Below are 19,118 nucleotides of genomic sequence, written 5' to 3' on the forward strand. Positions count from 1 at the left end.
GCGCGCCGGCAACAGGAAGGTCGCCGACGCCGCGGGTGTCGTCACGTCCTCACGCCTCGTATCGAACCGCGACGATGTCGTACTCGCGCTGGCCTGCAGGCGCATCGATGGTGACCGTGTCGCCTTCGTGCTTGCCGATCAGCGCACGCGCCACCGGCGAGGAGATCGCGATCATCCCCAGCTTGATGTCGGCTTCGAGGTCGCCGACGATCTGGTACTGCTTCTCTTCGCCGTTGTCGGCATCGGCCAACTCGACGATCGCGCCGAACACGATGCGCGAACCGGCGTTGAGCGAAGCCACGTCGATCACCTGCGCGTGCGACAACTCACCTTCGAGCTGCTTGATGCGGCCTTCGATGAAGCCCTGCTGCTCGCGCGCGGCGTGATATTCCGCGTTTTCCTTGAGGTCGCCGTGCGCGCGCGCCTCGGCGATCGCATGGATCACCGCCGGCCGCTTCACCGACTTGAGTTCTTCCAGTTCCGCGCGCAAACGCAGCGCGCCTTTCGCAGTCATCGGTGCCCGGGTGGTCATGCCGTCTTGAGTTCCTGGTGGAGCGCCTGCAGCGCATTGACTTCACCCGTCCCGCGATGGTCGAGCGAATTCAGCAGCGCGCGGGCGCCCGCGATGGTGGTCGAGTATGTGACGCGTTGCTGCAAGGCTTCGCGCCGGATCGAGAACGAGTCGGCGATCGCCTGCTTGCCCTCGGTCGTGTTGACGATATACACGATCTCGCCGTTCTTGATCAGGTCGACGATGTGCGGCCGTCCTTCGATCACCTTGTTGATGCTCGCGCACGCAAGGCCGTTGTTGCGCAGGAATTCCGCCGTGCCGCCGGTGGCGACGAGCGAATAACCGCGACGCACGAGATCCTGCGCAACCGACAGCACGCGCACCTTGTCCGGATCGCGGACCGAGATGAACGCCTTGCCGACCGGCGGCGCCTTGATGCCACCGGCTTCCTGTGCACGCGCGAACGCCGCGCCGAAGCTGCGGCCCACGCCCATCACCTCGCCCGTCGAACGCATTTCGGGACCGAGGATCGGATCGACGTTCTGGAACTTGGCGAACGGGAAGATCGCTTCCTTCACCGAGTAGTAGCCCGGCACGACTTCCTTCGTCGCACCCTGCTCGGCCAGCGTCTTGCCGGCCATGCAGCGCGCGGCGATCTTCGCCAGCGCCACGCCCGTGGCCTTCGACACGAAGGGCACGGTGCGCGAGGCGCGCGGATTCACTTCGAGCAGGAAGATGGTGTCTTCGCCGTCATCGTTCTGCTGGATCGCGAACTGCGTGTTCATCAGCCCGACGACCTTGAGCGCCTTGGCGAGCGCGACGACCTGCTCGCGCAGGCGGTCCTGCGTCTGCGCGGACAGCGAGTACGGCGGCAGCGAGCACGAGGAATCGCCAGAATGCACGCCCGCTTCCTCGATGTGCTCCATCACGCCGCCGATCAGCACGTTGCCGTCCTTGTCCGCGATGATGTCGACGTCGACTTCCACCGCGTTGTCGAGGAAGCGATCGAGCAGCACCGGCGAATCGTTCGAGACCTTCACCGCTTCGCGGATGTAGCGCGAGAGGTCGGCATCGGAGTACACGATCTCCATCGCGCGGCCGCCGAGCACATAGCTCGGGCGCACGACGAGCGGATAACCGATGTTGCGCGCGATGGCGAGCGCTTCGTCGTGGTTGCGCGCGGTGCCGTTGGGCGGCTGCAGCAGGCCCAGGTCGGTGACCAGGTGCTGGAAGCGTTCGCGGTCTTCGGCCAGGTCGATCGAATCCGGCGAAGTGCCGATCACCGGCACGCCGTTGGCTTCCAGCGCCTTCGCAAGCTTGAGCGGCGTCTGGCCACCGTATTGCACGATCACGCCCTTGGGCTGTTCGAGCTCGACGATCTCCAGCACGTCTTCCAGCGTCAGCGGCTCGAAATACAGGCGATCGGAGGTGTCGTAATCGGTCGACACGGTTTCGGGGTTGCAGTTGACCATGATGGTCTCGAACCCATCGTCGCGCAGCGCGATCGCCGCGTGCACGCAGCAGTAGTCGAACTCGATGCCCTGCCCGATGCGGTTCGGGCCGCCGCCGAGCACGATGATCTTGTCGCGCGAGGTCGGTGCGGCTTCGCACTCGTCTTCATAGGTCGAATACAGGTACGCGGTGCTGGTGGCGAATTCCGCCGCGCACGAGTCCACGCGCTTGTACACCGGACGCACGTTGAAGGCCTTGCGCAGTGCGCGGATGGCCGATTCGTTGGTCTTCACGATTTGCGCGATGCGCGCATCGGAGAAGCCGCGACGCTTGAGCTGGCGCAGGCGGCGCGCATCGAGCGCATCCAGGCCCGCGACGGCGAGGTCGCGTTCCATCGCGATCAGTTCTTCGATCTGGTCGAGGAACCACGGATCGACGAACGACAAGGCATGCACGTCTTCGACCGACATGCCCGCGCGGAACGCATCGCCCAGGTGGAACATGCGTTCCGGGCCCGGCTCCTTGAGTTCGCGGCGCATCTTCGCCAGGTCGTCTTCGTTGCTCAGATCCAGGCCCGTGGGGTCGAGACCGACCTTGCCGGTTTCCAGCCCACGCAGCGCCTTCTGCAAGGATTCCTGGAAGCTGCGGCCGATCGCCATCACCTCGCCCACCGACTTCATCTGCGTCGTCAGGCGCGCATCGGCGGCCGGGAACTTCTCGAACGCGAAACGCGGGATCTTGGTGACGACGTAGTCGATCGTCGGTTCGAACGATGCGGGTGTTTTTCCACCGGTAATCTCGTTGCGCAGCTCATCGAGCGTGTAACCGACGGCGAGCTTGGCCGCGACCTTGGCGATCGGGAAACCCGTGGCCTTCGACGCGAGCGCCGAGGAACGCGACACGCGCGGATTCATTTCGATCACGACCACGCGGCCGGTCTGCGCGTTGATGCCGAACTGCACGTTCGATCCGCCCGTGTCGACGCCGATCTTGCGCAGCACCGCGACCGAGGCATCGCGCAGGCGCTGGTATTCCTTGTCGGTGAGTGTCTGCGCCGGCGCGACGGTGATCGAGTCGCCGGTGTGCACGCCCATCGCGTCGAGGTTTTCGATCGAGCAGACGATGATGCAGTTGTCCGCCTTGTCGCGGACCACTTCCATCTCGAATTCCTTCCAGCCGAGCACCGATTCCTCGACGAGGATTTCGTGCACGGGCGAGAGTTCCAGGCCGCGGCGCGCGATCTCTTCGAACTCTTCCTTGTTGTAGGCGATGCCGCCGCCGGTGCCGCCGAGCGTGAACGAGGGACGGATGATGGTCGGATAACCGACGGTCGTCTGGATTTCGACGGCCTGTTCGAACGTGCGCGCGACCGCGGCCTTCGGGCATTCCAGGCCGATCTCCGACATCGCCACGCGGAACAACTCGCGGTCTTCGGCCATGCGGATCGCATCGCGCGAGGCGCCGATCAGCTCGACGTTGTACTTCTCGAGCACGCCGTTGTCGGCCAGGTCCAGCGCGCAGTTCAGCGCGGTCTGGCCGCCCATCGTCGGCAGCAACGCATCGGGCTTTTCCTTGGCGATGATCTTTTCGACCGTCTGCCAGTTGATCGGCTCGATGTAGACGGCGTCGGCCATCTCCGGGTCGGTCATGATCGTCGCCGGATTGCTGTTGACCAGCACGACGCGATACCCCTCGTCCCGCAGCGCCTTGCAGGCCTGCGCGCCGGAGTAGTCGAACTCGCACGCTTGCCCGATGACGATCGGGCCCGCGCCGATGATGAGGATGGTCTTGAGGTCGGTTCTCTTCGGCATTTCTCGCCCTTCAGTACATTCGGTCCTGCCACCGCTCGCGCGGCAGCCAGGTGATCTGGGTTTCGTCGGTGGCGCCGATGGCGCCGGCGTCGATCGCGGCGCGCACGCGCGCCTGCATCTCTTTCCAACTATTGGCCTCGGCGCCGATTCGCGCGCCGATGCGGTTGTTGTGCGCATCCATCCAGCGCATGTCGCCGCCCTGCCCGTCGCGTTCCATTACGCGCGTCACCAGCGCGACCAGGCGCGGCGACGTGGTGTAGGCGACGGTCGCGCTCGCGAGCGTGTGGCGGTAGGCATCGGACGGGCCGTTGCGACCGCCGGGCAAGCCGGCACCGAACCAATGCGCATACACGGTGCCGAACACGAACGCCGGATAGGCCGCCAGCACCAGGAAGGTGGCGGCGATCAGGCGCAGGCGACGACTCGGGCGCTTCACTTCGCGCGTGCCTCCATCGCATCGATGAAGCGATCGAACAGCGGCGCGACATCGTGCGGACCCGGGCTGGCTTCCGGGTGGCCCTGGAAGGAGAAGGCCGGTGCGTCGGTCAACGCGATGCCCTGGTTCGAACCGTCGAACAGGGAGCGATGCGTGACGCGTGCGTTCTTCGGCAGCGAGGCCTCGTCCACCGCGAACCCGTGGTTCTGCGAGGTGATCATCACGCGGCCGGAGTCGAGGTCGATGACCGGATGGTTCGCGCCGTGGTGGCCGAACTTCATCTTGCTGGTCGTCGCGCCGATGGCCAGGCCCAGGAGCTGGTGGCCCAGGCAGATGCCGTAGGTCGGGAGCTTGCGGTCGACGAAGGTGCGGATCGCGTCGATCGCGTAGTCGCACGGGGCCGGGTCGCCGGGACCGTTGGAGAGGAACACGCCGTCCGGGTTCATCGCGAGCACCTGCTCGGCCGGCGTCTGCGCCGGCACGACGGTCACGTCGCACCCGCGCTCGGCCAGCATGCGCAGGATGTTCTGCTTCACGCCGAAGTCGTAGGCGACGACCTTGAACTTCGAAGGGGTCTGGACGAAGACGTTGCTGTCGAGGTCCAGCTGGCCCTCGCGCCACGGGTAGGCAGCCTGCGTCGTGACTTCCTTCGCCAGGTCCATGCCCTTCAGGCCGGGGAACTTGCGGGCCGCTTCGATCGCCTTGGCGGCGTCGAGCACTTCACCGGGGGCGGAAGCCGCGAGCAGCGCGCCGTTCATGGCGCCGCGGTCGCGGAGCAGGCGCGTGAGCTTGCGGGTGTCGATGTCGGCGATGGCGACCACGCCGCGCTGCTTCATCCACTCGGGCAGCGCCTGCTGGTTGCGCCAGTTGCTCGGGCGGCGCGGGACGTCGCGCACGATCAGGCCGGCGGCCCAGACCTGGGTGGCTTCGTCGTCCTGGTCGGTGCAACCGGTGTTGCCGATGTGCGGATAGGTCAGCGTGACGAGCTGGCGCGCGTAGGAGGGGTCCGTGAGGATCTCCTGGTAGCCGGTCATCGCGGTGTTGAACACCACTTCGCCGACCGAAAGGCCGGGCGCGCCGACGGAAACGCCCTCGAAGATGGTGCCGTCTTCGAGCGCGAGCAGAGCAGTTGGGGTCACGGGCTTCGCCTATGTCGGGGGGATGCCCCTGGCGGCGAACCCCCGGACGGAGGTTGCAGCAAAGCGCGAACGCGGCGTTTCTTCCGGTCCGTGCTGGCAGGTGGCAGGCGAGCCGGGATTGTACCGATGCCGGACGCTTCCGACAAACGATGCTGCCGCTTTCCCGTTGCGATCAGCCCAGCAGGTCGCCGATCCGGTAGCGCGCGGGCGGCCGGCGCGCGAGCCAGGCGGCGGCGTGGAGCGCGCCGCGGGCGAAGATGTCGCGGCTGGTCGCGCGGTGCGTCAGCTCGATCCGCTCACCCAGGGTGGCGAATTGCACCGTGTGCTCACCGACGATATCGCCGGCGCGCAGCGATGCGTAGCGCGGGATCGCACCGCCCTGCCCCGCGGCATCGCCGAGGGTGAGCGCCGTGCCCGACGGGGCGTCGAGCTTGCGGACGTGGTGCTGCTCGACGATGTCGACGTCCCAACCGGGCAATGCGCGCGCGGCGCGCTCGACCAGATCGGCGAGCACCGCCACGCCGAGGCTGAAGTTCGACGCCCACAACACCGGAATGCGCTGGCCGGCCGCATCGAGCGCGGCGCGCTGCGTGTCGGAAATCCCCGTCGTCCCGCTGACCAGTGCGCGGCCATGCTCGACGCAATACGCGAGCACGCCGTCGAAGGCTTCGGGAAGACTGAAGTCGACCACGACGTCGCACTCCGGCGCGGCGGTGAGTTCGCTCGAGGCGAATTGCGGCACGCCGTCGATCACGCGCTGGCCCACCTTGCGCGACACCGCACCCACGAGGGTGAAGGTGTCCGGTTGCTCCGCCGCCAGGCGCAGCAACGCCTGCCCCATCCGGCCATTGGCGCCGTGGAGGAGCAATCGGATGGGTGATGTCGGCGTGATGGGTTCGTCCATGCGGGTGAGGCTAGCGGAACTCTTTTCCGCACGCCATGCGTGAAGCCGCGATGACGTTGCTGAACTCCTCGTGCGGATCGATCCGACCGTGACCGGAATCTCACGCGAAACACGGTGTTGTGTGTCGAAGGGCGCCGGGAATGAATGGATGGGACTGGGAAGGACCATCCGCGGGCGACTTCAACACCATTGATTCGCTTGCGGAGAGTTCCACCATGATTTCGCTGTCCCGCCGCCGCTTCCTGCAAGGGGCCAGCGCCATGCCGCTGGCTGCCTGGCTTTCCAGCAACGCGTTCGCGCAGAGCACGACATTGACGCGTTACGACATCGCCACGCCGCAAGGCCTGGACATGTTGACGACCTATGCCAACGCGATGCGCATCATGCTCACGCGTCCCGAAACCGATCCGACCAGTTGGCTCTGGCAGTGGTACACGCACTTCGTCAGCGGAGCGACCACCAAGGCCGCCGAGCAGGCGCGCATCTTCGGCACTGCCGTCACGCCGCAGAGCATGCTCGCCAACGAAATGTGGAATACCTGCCAGTCGCACGCCGGGCAGAACACCAACCACTTCCTGCCCTGGCACCGCATGTTCGTGTTCTTCTTCGAACAGATCATCCGTGAGGTGAGCGGCCGGCCGGACTTCACCCTCCCCTATTGGGATTACACCTCGGCCGATCCGCTCAAGCGCGGCATCCTGCCGCTGCAGTTCCGACTGCCGAACGATCCGGTGTTCAACGTGCTGTATCGCTCCAATCGCACGACGCTCGCCAACACCGGCCAGCGCATCGACAAGACGCAGCCGACCGACCAGATGGACATCAGCGCGACGATGGCGTGCGCGGCGTACAGCACGGTCGGCACGGTGCTGGGCTTCTGCCGTTCGGTCGACTCCAACATCCACGGGCGCATCCACGTGCTCGTGGGTACCGCCTCGAACATGGGCGCGGTGCCCTACGCCGCGCGCGACCCGCTGTTCTGGGTGCACCACTCCACCATCGACCGCATGTGGGCGAGCTGGAACCAGAACTACGCCGGCGTGAACCCCGTTTCGACGTGGGGCAACACGCAGTTCGTATTCGCCGATCGCCTGGGCCAGCGCGTGACGGGCAGGCTCAAGGACTTCTTCAGCACGAGCGTGCTGGGCTATCAGTACGACTCGCTGATCGCACCGCCGCCTCCGCCGCCGCCGCCGCCGGAACAACCGGCGCAACAGGCACCGAAGAAGAAGAAGACCCTCACCACGGTGCAGCGTGTCGCCGCATTGATGGCGAGCACGCCCGAACGCGTCGCCTCGTCGGTGAAGATGGCCGAACTGGGCGCGACCAATACGCGCGTGAGCGTGGAACGCCTGGCGGCTGCGAAGCAGGTGTCCCCGGTCCTCGGCCTGGTGCCCGCGACCGCACCGCAACGCACCTACCTGGTGTTGAAGAACCTGCATACGTGGAAACAACCGGAAGTGCTCTACCACGTGTACCTGGGACCGGCGAAGGGCAATGCGCTCAACAAGAACACCTACGTGGGCGCGATCAACTTCTTCGACGCCGAATTCCACGACCACGGTGGCAAGGGAGCGAATCTCGACACCGCCCTGGGCGAGAACTTCTTCAGCTTCGACGTGACCGATCTGCTGCGTCGTTACGAGCGTAGTGGCGCGGTGGCGCGCGATGCACTGCAGGTGACCTTCGTGCCGGGCGGCAAGCCCCGCGCGGGCGCCGGCAGCATGGTCGCCAGCATCGAATTGGTGCGTCAGTAACGACGCATCCACCGCGCGCCCGGCAGCGGGCGCGCGGTGAAGGCAGGGGGGCTGCACTTCGCGTTCCACGAGAGCCGCTTACACCCTGCCGTCACCCGGGCGACGGGCAAGCTCGGGATATCGCGGCGGGGGGCGTGAGTTCTTCTGCTGCACGAAATCGCAGGAGAACCATCGTGAGCGACCTGACTTCAAGCAACCTGACGTTGAGCAGCGTCACCCGACGCAATTTGCTCAAGGGCATCGCGGCCGCGCCGCTGGTGTTCGGCTTCGCGCGCAACGCGCGTGCGGCCACCAGCCTGCGCTGCGACCTGTCCACGCCCGGCGGCCTGGACATGCTGGCGACGTATGCCAACGGCCTGCGCGCGATGCAGGCGATGACGCCCGACAATCCTTCGAGCTGGATGTGGCAGTGGTACACCCACTTCGTCGACGGCGCGACCGACAAGACCAACGAAGTGGCGCGCGTGTGGGGCGAAACGCTCACGCCGCAGCGCACGCTCGCCGAAGAAGTCTGGAACACGTGCCAATCGCATGCCGGCCAGAGTTCGAACAACTTCCTGCCGTGGCATCGCTATTACGTCTGGATGCTCGAACGCATCATCCGCACCGTCACCGGGCGCGTGGATTTCGCGATGCCCTATTGGAACTACACCTCCGCCGACCCGGCGCAGCGCGGCGTGGTGCCGCTGCAGTTCCGCATGCCCGACGATCCGGTGTTCGGCGTGCTGTATCGCCCGAATCGCGTGGCGCGCGCGAACAACGGCCTGCCCATCCACGCCCTGCAACCGGGCGATGCGATGAACATCGACGAAGCGATGTCGAAGACCAATTACAGCACCGTCGGCAGCGTCACCGGCTTCGGCCGCACGCTGGATTCGACCATCCACGGCCGCATCCACACCCTGGTGGGCAACACGCGCGGCATGGGCGCGGTGCCGTACGCGGGCAACGACCCGCTGTTCTTCGTGCACCACTGCAACATCGACCGCATGTGGGCGAGCTGGAACAAGAACGGCAACAAGAACCCGACCGATGCCGTCGCCAACCCGTGGATCAACAACGCCTTCGTGATGGCCGACGAGCGCGGCCTGCGTTCGACGCGCAGCATCAAGAATCTCTTCAGCGCGCTGCAGCTGGGGTACGACTACGACGCGTTCTTCCCGCGTCCGCCGGTCGCGCCGACCACGCCGCCGCCGGCCACGCTCGCCGCGAAGGCTGTGTCCGGTGCGCAGAAGGTCGCCTCGGCCGTGAACATGGTGAACCTGGGCGCCGCGCCGACGACGGTGAAACTCGCGCGCCTTGCGAACGCACGCGCCACCGACATGCTCGGCCTGGACACGAGCGATGCGCGCCGCACCTTCCTCGTGCTGCGCAAGCTGCACGCGTGGAAACAGCCGGGCGTGCTCTACCACGTGTACCTGTGCGCATCGCCGACCGCGGGCACCGATGCCGCGAACTACGTCGGCAACATCAACTTCTTCGACGCTGAATTCCACGAACACGGCGGCGGCAGCAAGCTCGACACCGCGCTCGGCGAGAATTTCTACAGCTTCGACGTCACCGCATTGCTGTCCGGCATGGCCAAGCGACCGCGCGCCAGTACGACGCGCGAGATGCTGTTCGTGAAAATCGTGCCGGGCGGCAAACCAGAAACGGGCGCCGATGCGATGGTCGCCCAGGTCGACCTGGTCCGGCAGTAACGCCGGACCAGGCGCGCAGGCGCTGAAGGATCACTCCTTCGTCGCGTACACCAGTTGCGCCTGCACGTTGGCGCGCACCTTCTTCAGCTGCGCGGCGTAATCGGCGTTGAAGGCGGCCGAGCAGATCGGGCCCTTCGCGCGATCCTCCAGCAGGCGATGGATCGTCACGACGTTGCCGGCCCGCGTCGTCGTGGCGACGTAGCGAAGCGCCGGGCCATCGAGGGTCACCGCCGGCGGCACCGCGATGACCTGCATGCCCTCGGCGAATTCCAGTCGATACGTTTCTTCGAACGTCGCGCCCACGCACGCCGAGGGATGGGCCGTGTCGGATTCCTGCGCGGCGAGCGATTCGATCGGACGCGGCACGTACATCGGCGGCCGCACCGGGAACGCGCCCGGCACCGGCAGCAACTGTTCGACCTGGAAGTCGGCCGTCAGCGAATGCGTGTCGAGCAGCGGCTTGGCATCCGGCCAGGCGATGTTGCCCTTGGCCGTATGTCCCTGGAACATCTTCGAGACCAGATCCTTGCGCGTTTCTTCGTCGATGTTGCGCAGCGAGGCGCGCGTCATCTCCGCGAACATCCCGCCGAACTGCGCGGACATCGTGCCGTCCACCGAGCCGTCGGCGGCGATCTTCATGGTCACGTCGACCTTGTGCACGTTGCGCTCGTCCGCGTGCGCGGGCGTCTTCGACACGGCCACCGGGCCGCCGACGAGCAGCACGGGCTTGCCCGCCACGTTCGGCGGCAGCGAACCGAACGGCGTGGAATCGGATGTCGAATCGACATACAGGTCCAGGCCCGGCAGATAGTTGATGACGTGGTTGACCATCGAAACGACGGGCACCTCGGGCAGCGTGTAGCTGGAGCTGGCGTTCACCAGCGCCTGGCGGCTCTCGATGCCCTTGGCGGTCAGCAATGCCTGCAGCAGCGTCGCATGGTCCTTGCAGTCGCCCATGCGGTTGTCGAGCACGAAGGTGGTGTCGCGCGGCACGACGGCGCCCAGGCCGATGCAATTGCCGGCGTAACGAATGTTCGTCGCGACCCAGTCGTAGAGCGCATGCGCGACGTCGCGCTCGCCCTGCTTGCCCTTCGCGATCTCGTCGGCGAGCTTGCGGATGCGATCGTCCGGCACCGCCTTGGGCAGTGCGCGGACGCCGTAGGCCTGCGCGATCTGCGCGTTGTCCTGGAAAGTGGAATACAGCAGCGAAGGCGAGTCGCCGAAGCTGTAGACGCTCCAGTCCTTGCGTTCGGATTCCACCGGCGCGCGGTTCTGCCACGTCCATTCGACGACGCGGCGGTCGTCCTGCAGCGCGTTGCGCGATTCCTTCAGGCCCCAGGCTTTCCAGCGCGGCTGCATGGACTCGGGCGCGTCGATGCGCACGCGCACGTCGCCTTCGTAGCGGGCCTCGTCGAACGCTTCGACGGTGGAGAAGCGATCGTCGAAGATCGGCGTCTTGACCGTCGTGCGGTATTTCAGGCCGACGGTGTCGCCGACTTCCAGGTCGGGATAGACGACGGTAAGCGTGGTCCGGTCGGAGAACGCCGGGTTGCCGTCGCCCTCCCCGCCCTCGACGCTCTTCTGGTAATTGTCCTTCGGCACGTCGACGCGGCGGCCGTCGGCCTTGCGCGTGTAGGCTTCCAGCACTTCAACCGCTTCGGTGCTGGTGCTGTAGCCGACCGTGACCTGGCGCATGTAGTCCACGCCCGGCTCCTTGAGCAGCTTGATCGTCGATTCGCGGGTTTCGACATACGTGCCGTCGGCCTGCACGACATAGTCGAGCGCGAAGGTCTCGCGCCGCATCGGTGCGGTGTCCGCCTTCTGCGCCTTGCCATCGGCGGCCATCGTGGCCGCGCACGCGAACATCGCGAGCACGACCGGCCAACGCTTCCATCCCTGCGTCATTGATGCTTCTCCGTTGCAGGCGCGGGCCCCTCCCGCGCGCTGCCCCGGATGCTAGCGCATGACCCGGATCAGCTGGTCATCCGATCCCAGAAACCTTTCACCCCGTCGATGAAGGTGCTCGACTTGGGCGAGTGCTTGCGCGCGCCGTCGCCGACGAAGGTGGCTTCGAACTTCTCGAGCAGGTCGCGTTGTTCGGCGGTGAGGTTCACCGGCGTTTCGACGACGGCCTTGCAGTACAGATCGCCCGGCGCGCGGCTGCGCACGGAGCGAACGCCGCGATCGCGCAGGCGGAAGACCTTGCCGGTCTGCGTTTCGGCGGGGACGCGCAGTTCGAGATCGCCGTGCAGCGTGGGCACGCGGATGATGTCGCCGAGCGCGGCCTGCGAAATGCGCAGCGGGATGTCGCAATGCAGGTCGTCGCCGTCGCGTTCGAAGATGTCGTGCGGACGCACGCGCACTTCGACGAACAGATCGCCCGGCGGTGTACCGGACGGACCGGCTTCGCCTTCGCCCTGCAGGCGGATGCGGTCGCCGTTGTCGACGCCCGCGGGGATCTTCACCGAGAGGACTTTTTCTTCCTCCAGGCGGCCCTGCCCCATGCACGGCTTGCACGGATTGGGGATGGTCTTGCCGCGCCCGGCGCAATGCGGGCAGGTCTGCTGCATCTGGAAGATGCCGCGCTGCATGCGCACCTGGCCGCGGCCGTGGCAGGTCTTGCAGTCTTCGAGGATGCCGTCGTTGGAACCGGTGCCCGCGCAGTGGTGGCACGAAACCAATGTGGGCACTTCGATGCGCTTGTCGATGCCCGCGACCGCTTCTTCGAGATCCAGCTCCATCACGTAGCCGATGTCGGCGCCGCGACGTGGACCGCCGCGCGCGCCGCCACCGCCGAAGATGTTGCCGAAGATGTCGCCGAAGATGTCGCCCATGTCGGCGTACCCGGCACCGCCGGGCCCGCCGCCTCCGCCCATGCCGTGTTCGAACGCGGCATGGCCGTGCTGGTCGTAGACGCGGCGCTTGGCCGGCTCCGACAACACTTCGTAGGCTTCCTTGCATTCCTTGAACGCGGCTTCCGCGGCGTGGTCGCCGGGGTTGCGGTCCGGGTGATGCTTCATCGCAGAGCGACGGTAGGCCTTCTTCAGGTCATCGTCGCTTGCGTCCCGGGCCACGCCGAGGACTTCGTAGTAGTCGCGTTTCATCCGTCGATTACTTCTTGTCGTCCTTGACCTCGGTGAACTCGGCATCGACGACGTCGTCGCCGCCCGCCGCGCCGCCACCCTGCGGGCCGCCGGCGTCGCCGCCGCCCTGCCCGCCGGCCGCCGCCGCAAGCGTCTGCGCCACTTCTTCCAGCGCACGCGTCTTCGCTTCGATCTGGCCCTTGTCGTCGCCCTTCATCGCGGTTTCCAGATCCGACAGCGCGCCTTCGACGCGACCGATCACTTCGCCACCGACCTTGCTGCCGTGCTCGGTGATCGCGCTGCGCACCGAGTGGATCAGCGCGTCGGCCTGGTTGCGGGCCTGCACGAGCTCATGGAACTTCTTGTCGTCTTCGCGATGCGCTTCGGCGTCCTGCACCATCCGCTGGATTTCTTCGTCCGACAGGCCCGAGCCGGCCTTGATCTCGACCTTCTGCTCCTTGCCCGTCTTCTTGTCCTTGGCGTGCACGTGGAGGATGCCGTTGGCGTCGATGTCGAAGGACACTTCGATCTGCGGCATGCCGCGCGGCGCGGCGTCGATGCCCGACAGGTCGAAGCGCGCGAGCGACTTGTTGTAGCGCGCCTGCTCGCGTTCGCCCTGCAGCACGTGCACCGTCACCGCGGACTGGTTGTCCTCGGCGGTGGAGAAGGTCTGCGAAGCCTTGGTCGGGATCGTGGTGTTCTTCTCGATGATCTTGGTGAACACGCCGCCGAGGGTTTCGATGCCCAGGCTCAGCGGGGTCACGTCGAGCAGCAGCACGTCCTTGACGTCGCCGGCGAGCACGCCGCCCTGGATCGCCGCGCCGAGCGCGACGGCTTCATCGGGATTGACGTCCTTGCGCGGTTCCTTGCCGAAGAACTCGCCCACCATCGTCTGCACCTTCGGCATGCGGGTCTGGCCGCCGACGAGGATGACTTCGCTGATTTCGCTGGCGCGCAGGCCGGCGTCGTTCAGCGCGATGCGGCACGGTTCGATGGTCTTCTTGACCAGGTCGTCGACCAGCGCCTCGAGCTTGGCGCGCGTGAGCTTGATGTTCAGGTGCTTGGGACCCGACGCATCGGCGGTGACGTACGGCAGGTTCACTTCGGTCTGCTGCGCGGAGGACAGCTCGATCTTCGCGCGCTCGGCCGCGTCCTTCAGGCGCTGCAGCGCGAGCGGATCCTTGCGCAGGTCGATGCCCTGGTCCTTGAGGAATTCCTCGACGAGGTAATCGATGACGCGCTTGTCGAAGTCTTCGCCGCCCAGGAACGTATCGCCGTTGGTGGAAAGCACTTCGACCTGCATCTCGCCGTCGACCGACGCGATCTCGATGATCGAGACGTCGAACGTGCCGCCGCCGAGGTCGTACACGGCCACCTTGCGGTCGCCGCCCTTCTTGTCCATGCCGTAGGCCAGCGCGGCCGCGGTCGGCTCGTTGATGATGCGCTTGACCTCCAGGCCCGCGATGCGGCCGGCGTCCTTGGTCGCCTGGCGCTGGCTGTCGTTGAAGTACGCCGGCACCGTGATGACCGCTTCGGTCACCGGCTCGCCCAGGTAGGCCTCGGCGGTCTTCTTCATCTTCTCCAGCACGCGCGCGGAGACTTCCTGCGGCGAAAGCTTCTTGCCGTCGGCGGTGGCGACCCACGCGTCACCGTTGTCGTGCTCGGCGATCGCGTACGACACCAGGCCGATGTCCTTCTGGACTTCGGCATCCTTGAACTTGCGGCCGATGAGGCGCTTGACCGCGAAGAACGTGTTCTTCGGGTTGGTGACCGCCTGGCGCTTGGCCGAGGCGCCGACCAGGACTTCGCCGTCCTTGGTGTAGGCCACGATGGACGGGGTGGTGCGATCGCCCTCGCTGTTCTCGATGACGCGCGCCTTGCCGCCTTCCATGATCGCCACGCACGAGTTCGTCGTGCCCAGGTCGATGCCGATGATCTTGCCCATGTTGTCTCCCTCCGAAACTTTTGAATTTTGTTGGCGGCGGTGCCGCCCCGAATGCCTGTGAAGTAGGGTTCAGCGCGGCGGCTTCAAGAGCCGCGGCTGCAACCCGTTCAGTCGTGGCGCGCCACGACCACCAGTGCCGGGCGCAACAGGCGCTCGTTCAGCACGTAGCCTTTCTGGAAGACCTGCACGACGCTGCCCGGCGGCAACGTGGCCGCCTCGACCATGCTCATGGCCTGGTGGCGGTCGGGGTCGAAGGTCTCGCCCGGCTTGGGCGCCACTTCGAGCAGGCCGTTGGCCTCGGCGATGCGATGCAGCTGGCGGAGCGTGAGCTCCATGCCTTCGCGCAGCGGGTCGGCCTTTTCAGCGGCCGACAGGCCGGCTTCCATGCTGTCGAACAGCGGCAGCAGCTCGGAAAGCAGGCGTTCGTTGGCGAACTTGCGGGCCATCTCGACATCGCGGGCCAGGCGCTTGCGCTGGTTGTCTAGGTCGGCGCGCTCACGCAGTTGCTCGGCGCGGAGTTGTTCGATCTCGCCGCGGAGGGCTTCGATCTGGTCGTGCGAGGCGTCCTCGGGGTCGAGGGCCGCGTCGGCGTCCCGGGGTTCCTGCGTGGGTTCCTGAATCATGCGAATCGGTCCGTTCGGTGGCGTCCTCGCCACCCGTGGTCACAGCGATGCGGCCGGACCGAGCGGCTTTCAACCCCCCGCGCCGGACTCCAACGCCTTGCCGAGCACGCCGGCGGCCGCCTGGACGACCGGGATCACGCGGTCGTAGGCCATGCGCGTGGGGCCGATCACGCCCAGCACGCCGAGGACACGGCCGCCCGCGGCGTAGGGCGCGGTGACCAGCGAGACCGATTCCAGCGGCGCGACCCCGCTTTCCTCGCCGATGAAGATGCGCACGCCCGGCGCGCGGGCGGTGCGTTCGAGCAATTGCAGGATCTCGCGCTTGCGGGAGAAGGCTTCGAACAGATCGCGCAGGCGATCCAGGTCCGAGAGGTCCTGCACGCCCATCAGGCGCGTCTGGCCGGCGAGCACGACATCGTCGCCGCCGCCGGGCGCGAGCGCCTGTTCGGCCAGCTCGACGGTGTGCGCGAGCAGCGTTTCCATCTCCAGCCGCGCCACGCGCAGTTCGTGCACGAGCGTGGTGCGAATGTCCTGCAGCGGGCGGCCGGCGAAATGCTGGTTGAGGTAATTGGCCACGCGTTCGAGTTCGCCGGCGTCCCACGCGCGGCGCGTGTGCAGGATGCGGTTCTGCACGTCGTTGTCGGCGAACACGACGATGGCGAGCACGCGGTTGGCGTCGAGCGAAACGAAGTCGATGTGGCGGAACGCGAACTGCTCGCGCTTGGGCACGCCGACGACGCCGACGAAGTGCGTCATCGCCGACAACAATTCCGATGCGTTGCCGAGCAGCGCCTGCGTTCCCGAACCGACCGGCAACTCGTTCCGCAGGCGCGCGAGTTCCCCTTCGGGCAGCGGCTTGACCTGCAGCAGCGTATCGACGAACACGCGATAACCCTGCGTCGTGGGAATGCGCCCGGCGGAGGTGTGCGGCGAGGTGAGCAGGCCGCCCTCTTCCAGGTCCGACAGGATGTTGCGGATCGTCGCCGGGCTGATGTCCAGGCCCGCGTGGCGCGCCAGGGTTTGCGAGCCGACGGGCTCGCCGTCGCGGATGTAGCGCGCGATCAGCGTGCGCAACAATTGGCGTGCGCGCGGGTCGAGATCGGCGTCGGGCGGTCGTGAGGCCATGGGGGCGGTATAAGCCCGCCGCGCAAAGCGCGCAACCCGAACCGGTTTTCCGGCACGAATCTCTTCGGGCGAGACGCAGGACCGTTTACGCTAACGCCATGCTCACGCACCTCGCCATCCAGGACTTCGCGGTCGTCCGCGCCGCCGAACTCGATTTCGGCCCAGGCCTCACCGTGATTTCCGGCGAAACCGGCGCGGGCAAGTCGCTGCTCGTCGATGCGCTCGGCTTCCTGTCGGGCGCGCGCGCGGACAGCGGCGTGGTGCGCCACGGCGCCGAACGCGCGGAATTGATCGCCGTCTTCGCGCTCCACGATGCGCCCGAAGCGGCCGCATGGCTGCGCGAACAGGAACTCGACGACGACGGCGATGCCTGCCAGCTGCGCCGCACGCTGCGCGCCGATGGCGGTTCGAAGGCGTGGATCAACGGGCGGCCGGCGACGATCGCGCAACTGACCGAACTGGCCGGTCTGCTCGTCGAAATCCACGGACAACATGAGCACCAGGCCCTGATGTCGCGCGGCAGCCAGCTCGCGCTGCTCGACGCTTTCGGTCGCAACGAAGCGCAATTGGCCGATGTGCAGGCGGCCGCGCGTCGCTGGTCGGCGCTGGTGAAGGAACGCGACGCGCTCTCGCAACGCGGCGATCCCGGCGATCGCATGGCTTTCCTCGAACACCAGCTTGCCGAACTGCGTCGCGAGGCGCTGGAGCCCGACGCGTTCGCCGATCTGGTCGCCACGCACAAGCGCCATGCGCACGCCGCCGGCCTGATCGCCGCGTGCGATGGCGCGGGCGCGAGCCTGGGCAGCGACGACGGCCCCTCGCTCGGTCGCCAGTTGCAGCAGGTCCGCAACGAACTCGCGCGCCAGGCCGATCACGAACCACGCCTGTCCGAAATCGACGCGATGCTCGAAATCGCCGCGATCCAGATCGACGAAGCGGCCTCACTGCTCGAACGCGTGCGCGCCGATCTCGACATCGACCCGACGGCGTTCGACACGCTCGATCGCAAGCTCGTGCTGCTGCACGACCTCGCCCGCAAGCATCGCGTGACGCCGGACGCACTGGCCGCGCAACGCGATGCGATCGACGCCGAAGTCACGGCGCTGCAAGGGTCGGAGGAACGCGTTCGCGCCCTCGATGGCGAAATCGAAACCGCGCGCGCGACGTGGCAGACCGCGGCGAAGGCGTTGACGAAGGCGCGCACGAAAGCCGCCGATACGTTGTCGAGTGCGACGACCACGCTGATCGGCGAATTGGGCATGGGCGGGGGCCGCTTCTCCGTCGCCATCGAACCCAATGCCGTCGCCGACCCCGACCCGCAGGGCGCCGAACGCATCGAATTCCTCGTCGCCGCCAACCTCGGCCAACCGGCGCGCGCGCTGCGCAAGGTCGCCTCGGGCGGTGAACTCTCGCGCATCTCGCTGGCGATCGAAGTCGCCGCGCTCGGCCTGGACGCCGTGCCGACGATGATCTTCGACGAAGTGGATTCAGGCATCGGCGGCGCGGTGGCCGACATCGTCGGCCAGAAACTGCGCGCCCTGGGCGGCAAACGCCAGGCCTTGTGCGTGACCCACCTCCCGCAGGTCGCGGCGCAGGGGCATGCGCACTATCGCGTCAGCAAGGCCGCCAGCGAAGGCATGACCCAGAGCGCGGTGCGCAAGCTGGAAGCGAAGGAACGCGAAGAAGAACTCGCCCGGATGCTGGGCGGCGTGGAAGTGAGCAAGGAAGCGCGGGCGGCGGCCAGGCGCTTGTTGGCCGACGCGAACTGACGCCTTACGAGCGCTTCTTGCGCACGTACAACACCAACGCGTGTTCCTCGATCTCGTAGCCATGTTTGGCTGCGATCTGCTTCTGCAGTTCTTCGATCTCGGCGCTCTGGAACTCGATGACCTTGCCGGTCTCGATGTCGACCATGTGGTCGTGGTGTTCCCCGCGATCGAGCTCGTAGACCGCGTGGCCGCCCTCGAAGTTGTGCTTCAGGACCAGGCCGGCGGACTCGAACTGGGTCAGCACGCGGTAGACCGTGGCCAGCCCGATCTCGTCCCCGTGGTCCAGCAACTGCCGATAAATGTCTTCCGCCGTCATGTGCCGCGGGCGGGTTTGCTCCAGCAGCTCGAGGATCCGCATCCGCGGATGCGTGACCTTGAGCCCGGCCTTGCGGAGATCCTGCTGTTCCATGGCGGCGGAGTGTATCATCGCCCCCTCCCCGCGCCGACCAGACCACCGAATGCGCAAGCTGCTCATCGCCCTCGCCCTGACCGCCCTCACCTCGGGCTGCGGCATGCTCTATCGCACGCCGATCTACCAGGGCAACCTGCTCGAGAAGTCCAACGTCGAGCAACTCCAGCAAGGCATGGACAAGCGCCAGGTGATGAACCTGCTCGGCTCGCCCTCCGTCGCCGATCCCTTCCATCACGATCGCTGGGATTACGTCGCCACGCAGCGCACCGGCCGCGTCGGCCCGACCGAAAAGAAGACGCTGACGTTGTGGTTCGAAAACGACCAGCTCGCCAAGTGGGACGGCGAATACTTCGGTGAGCAGGACGAAGCGCTCGCCCGGGAAATGCGCGACCACTACGGCAACCTGCCGATCGACAAGAAGAAGAAGCAGCAGCAGCGCAGCCGCTGATCG

Annotated in this window: 15 protein-coding genes; 4 read left to right on the forward strand and 11 right to left on the reverse strand. The window is 66.7% G+C overall.

Annotated elements, in window-relative coordinates; all coding sequences use genetic code 11:
- Positions 1 to 49: 49 nt before the first annotated feature.
- The 5 genes from greA to dapB form a co-directional block, all read right to left on the reverse strand.
- Positions 50 to 532 carry a transcription elongation factor GreA gene (gene greA / locus GN331_RS11865; RefSeq protein ID WP_269448208.1) on the reverse strand — a complete coding sequence of 161 codons (483 nt, stop codon included), beginning with the start codon at positions 530 to 532 and terminating at the stop codon, positions 50 to 52.
- The gene (gene carB / locus GN331_RS11870) at positions 529 to 3,774 is read right to left on the reverse strand and encodes a carbamoyl-phosphate synthase large subunit (protein ID WP_156642368.1); all 3,246 of its coding nucleotides are present in this window, start codon (positions 3,772 to 3,774) and stop codon (positions 529 to 531) included. Before carB ends, greA begins: the two co-directional genes overlap by 4 nt.
- A 10-nt stretch (positions 3,775 to 3,784) precedes the next feature.
- A complete protein-coding gene (locus tag GN331_RS11875; RefSeq protein WP_331713466.1) occupies positions 3,785 to 4,210 on the reverse strand; it encodes a DUF6973 domain-containing protein in 426 nt (141 codons plus the stop codon).
- The gene (gene carA, locus GN331_RS11880; protein WP_331713467.1) at positions 4,207 to 5,349 is read right to left on the reverse strand and encodes a glutamine-hydrolyzing carbamoyl-phosphate synthase small subunit; all 1,143 of its coding nucleotides are present in this window, start codon (positions 5,347 to 5,349) and stop codon (positions 4,207 to 4,209) included. The genes GN331_RS11875 and carA overlap by 4 nt, the downstream gene beginning before the upstream one ends.
- A gap of 172 nt (positions 5,350 to 5,521) precedes the next feature.
- Entirely contained in the window at positions 5,522 to 6,253 is a 732-nt protein-coding gene (gene dapB, locus GN331_RS11885) for a 4-hydroxy-tetrahydrodipicolinate reductase (protein WP_156642370.1), read from the reverse strand.
- A 215-nt stretch (positions 6,254 to 6,468) separates the two neighbouring features.
- Between dapB and GN331_RS11890 the strand changes: the two genes are divergently transcribed.
- Complete coding sequence (locus GN331_RS11890; protein WP_197427111.1) at positions 6,469 to 8,010, forward strand: tyrosinase family protein; 1,542 nt, start codon at positions 6,469 to 6,471, stop codon at positions 8,008 to 8,010.
- Between the two features lie 173 nt (positions 8,011 to 8,183).
- Positions 8,184 to 9,710, forward strand: coding sequence for a tyrosinase family protein (locus GN331_RS11895; RefSeq protein WP_156642375.1), 1,527 nt, complete (start codon positions 8,184 to 8,186; stop codon positions 9,708 to 9,710).
- Positions 9,711 to 9,740: 30 nt separating this feature from the next.
- On the opposite strand, the gene GN331_RS11900 is transcribed toward GN331_RS11895, so the two are convergent.
- From GN331_RS11900 to hrcA, 5 genes are all read right to left on the reverse strand, one after another.
- Complete coding sequence (locus tag GN331_RS11900) at positions 9,741 to 11,615, reverse strand: DUF3857 domain-containing transglutaminase family protein (RefSeq protein ID WP_156642377.1); 1,875 nt, start codon at positions 11,613 to 11,615, stop codon at positions 9,741 to 9,743.
- Positions 11,616 to 11,683: 68 nt separating this feature from the next.
- Positions 11,684 to 12,814: a molecular chaperone DnaJ gene (gene dnaJ / locus GN331_RS11905; protein ID WP_156642379.1), complete on the reverse strand. Its 1,131-nt coding sequence runs from the start codon at positions 12,812 to 12,814 to the stop codon at positions 11,684 to 11,686.
- A gap of 7 nt (positions 12,815 to 12,821) precedes the next feature.
- Complete coding sequence (gene dnaK, locus GN331_RS11910; protein WP_156642380.1) at positions 12,822 to 14,738, reverse strand: molecular chaperone DnaK; 1,917 nt, start codon at positions 14,736 to 14,738, stop codon at positions 12,822 to 12,824.
- 107 nt (positions 14,739 to 14,845) lie between these two features.
- Positions 14,846 to 15,361, reverse strand: a complete 516-nt coding sequence (grpE, locus tag GN331_RS11915; protein ID WP_156642382.1) for a nucleotide exchange factor GrpE — start codon at positions 15,359 to 15,361, stop codon at positions 14,846 to 14,848.
- A gap of 69 nt (positions 15,362 to 15,430) precedes the next feature.
- Positions 15,431 to 16,486, reverse strand: coding sequence for a heat-inducible transcriptional repressor HrcA (gene hrcA / locus GN331_RS11920; protein ID WP_156642385.1), 1,056 nt, complete (start codon positions 16,484 to 16,486; stop codon positions 15,431 to 15,433).
- Between the two features lie 98 nt (positions 16,487 to 16,584).
- On the opposite strand from hrcA, the gene recN reads away from it, so the two are divergent.
- The gene (gene recN / locus GN331_RS11925; protein WP_156642387.1) at positions 16,585 to 18,255 is read left to right on the forward strand and encodes a DNA repair protein RecN; all 1,671 of its coding nucleotides are present in this window, start codon (positions 16,585 to 16,587) and stop codon (positions 18,253 to 18,255) included.
- A gap of 4 nt (positions 18,256 to 18,259) precedes the next feature.
- Here recN and fur read toward each other — a convergent pair whose 3' ends face one another.
- Complete coding sequence (fur, locus tag GN331_RS11930) at positions 18,260 to 18,664, reverse strand: ferric iron uptake transcriptional regulator (RefSeq protein WP_156642389.1); 405 nt, start codon at positions 18,662 to 18,664, stop codon at positions 18,260 to 18,262.
- Between the two features lie 49 nt (positions 18,665 to 18,713).
- Here fur and GN331_RS11935 point away from each other — a divergent pair, with 49 nt between their 5' ends.
- Entirely contained in the window at positions 18,714 to 19,115 is a 402-nt protein-coding gene (locus GN331_RS11935) for an outer membrane protein assembly factor BamE (RefSeq protein WP_156642391.1), read from the forward strand.
- Positions 19,116 to 19,118: the final 3 nt, after the last annotated feature.

Origin of the sequence: Noviluteimonas gilva (assembly GCF_009740395.1) — a bacterium.
GTDB classification, from domain to species: domain Bacteria; phylum Pseudomonadota; class Gammaproteobacteria; order Xanthomonadales; family Xanthomonadaceae; genus Noviluteimonas; species Noviluteimonas gilva.

Bases quoted from the DNA above. Each gene is read 5' to 3' on its own strand.
- greA (WP_269448208.1), bottom strand. From the start codon at position 532: ATGACCACCCGGGCACCGATGACTGCGAAAGGCGCGCTGCGTTTGCGC.
- carB (WP_156642368.1), bottom strand. From the start codon at position 3,774: ATGCCGAAGAGAACCGACCTCAAGACCATCCTCATCATCGGCGCGGGC.
- dapB (WP_156642370.1), bottom strand. From the start codon at position 6,253: ATGGACGAACCCATCACGCCGACATCACCCATCCGATTGCTCCTCCAC.
- GN331_RS11890 (WP_197427111.1), top strand. From the start codon at position 6,469: ATGATTTCGCTGTCCCGCCGCCGCTTCCTGCAAGGGGCCAGCGCCATG.
- GN331_RS11900 (WP_156642377.1), bottom strand. From the start codon at position 11,615: ATGACGCAGGGATGGAAGCGTTGGCCGGTCGTGCTCGCGATGTTCGCG.
- dnaJ (WP_156642379.1), bottom strand. From the start codon at position 12,814: ATGAAACGCGACTACTACGAAGTCCTCGGCGTGGCCCGGGACGCAAGC.
- dnaK (WP_156642380.1), bottom strand. From the start codon at position 14,738: ATGGGCAAGATCATCGGCATCGACCTGGGCACGACGAACTCGTGCGTG.
- grpE (WP_156642382.1), bottom strand. From the start codon at position 15,361: ATGATTCAGGAACCCACGCAGGAACCCCGGGACGCCGACGCGGCCCTC.
- hrcA (WP_156642385.1), bottom strand. From the start codon at position 16,486: ATGGCCTCACGACCGCCCGACGCCGATCTCGACCCGCGCGCACGCCAA.
- recN (WP_156642387.1), top strand. From the start codon at position 16,585: ATGCTCACGCACCTCGCCATCCAGGACTTCGCGGTCGTCCGCGCCGCC.
- fur (WP_156642389.1), bottom strand. From the start codon at position 18,664: ATGGAACAGCAGGATCTCCGCAAGGCCGGGCTCAAGGTCACGCATCCG.
- GN331_RS11935 (WP_156642391.1), top strand. From the start codon at position 18,714: ATGCGCAAGCTGCTCATCGCCCTCGCCCTGACCGCCCTCACCTCGGGC.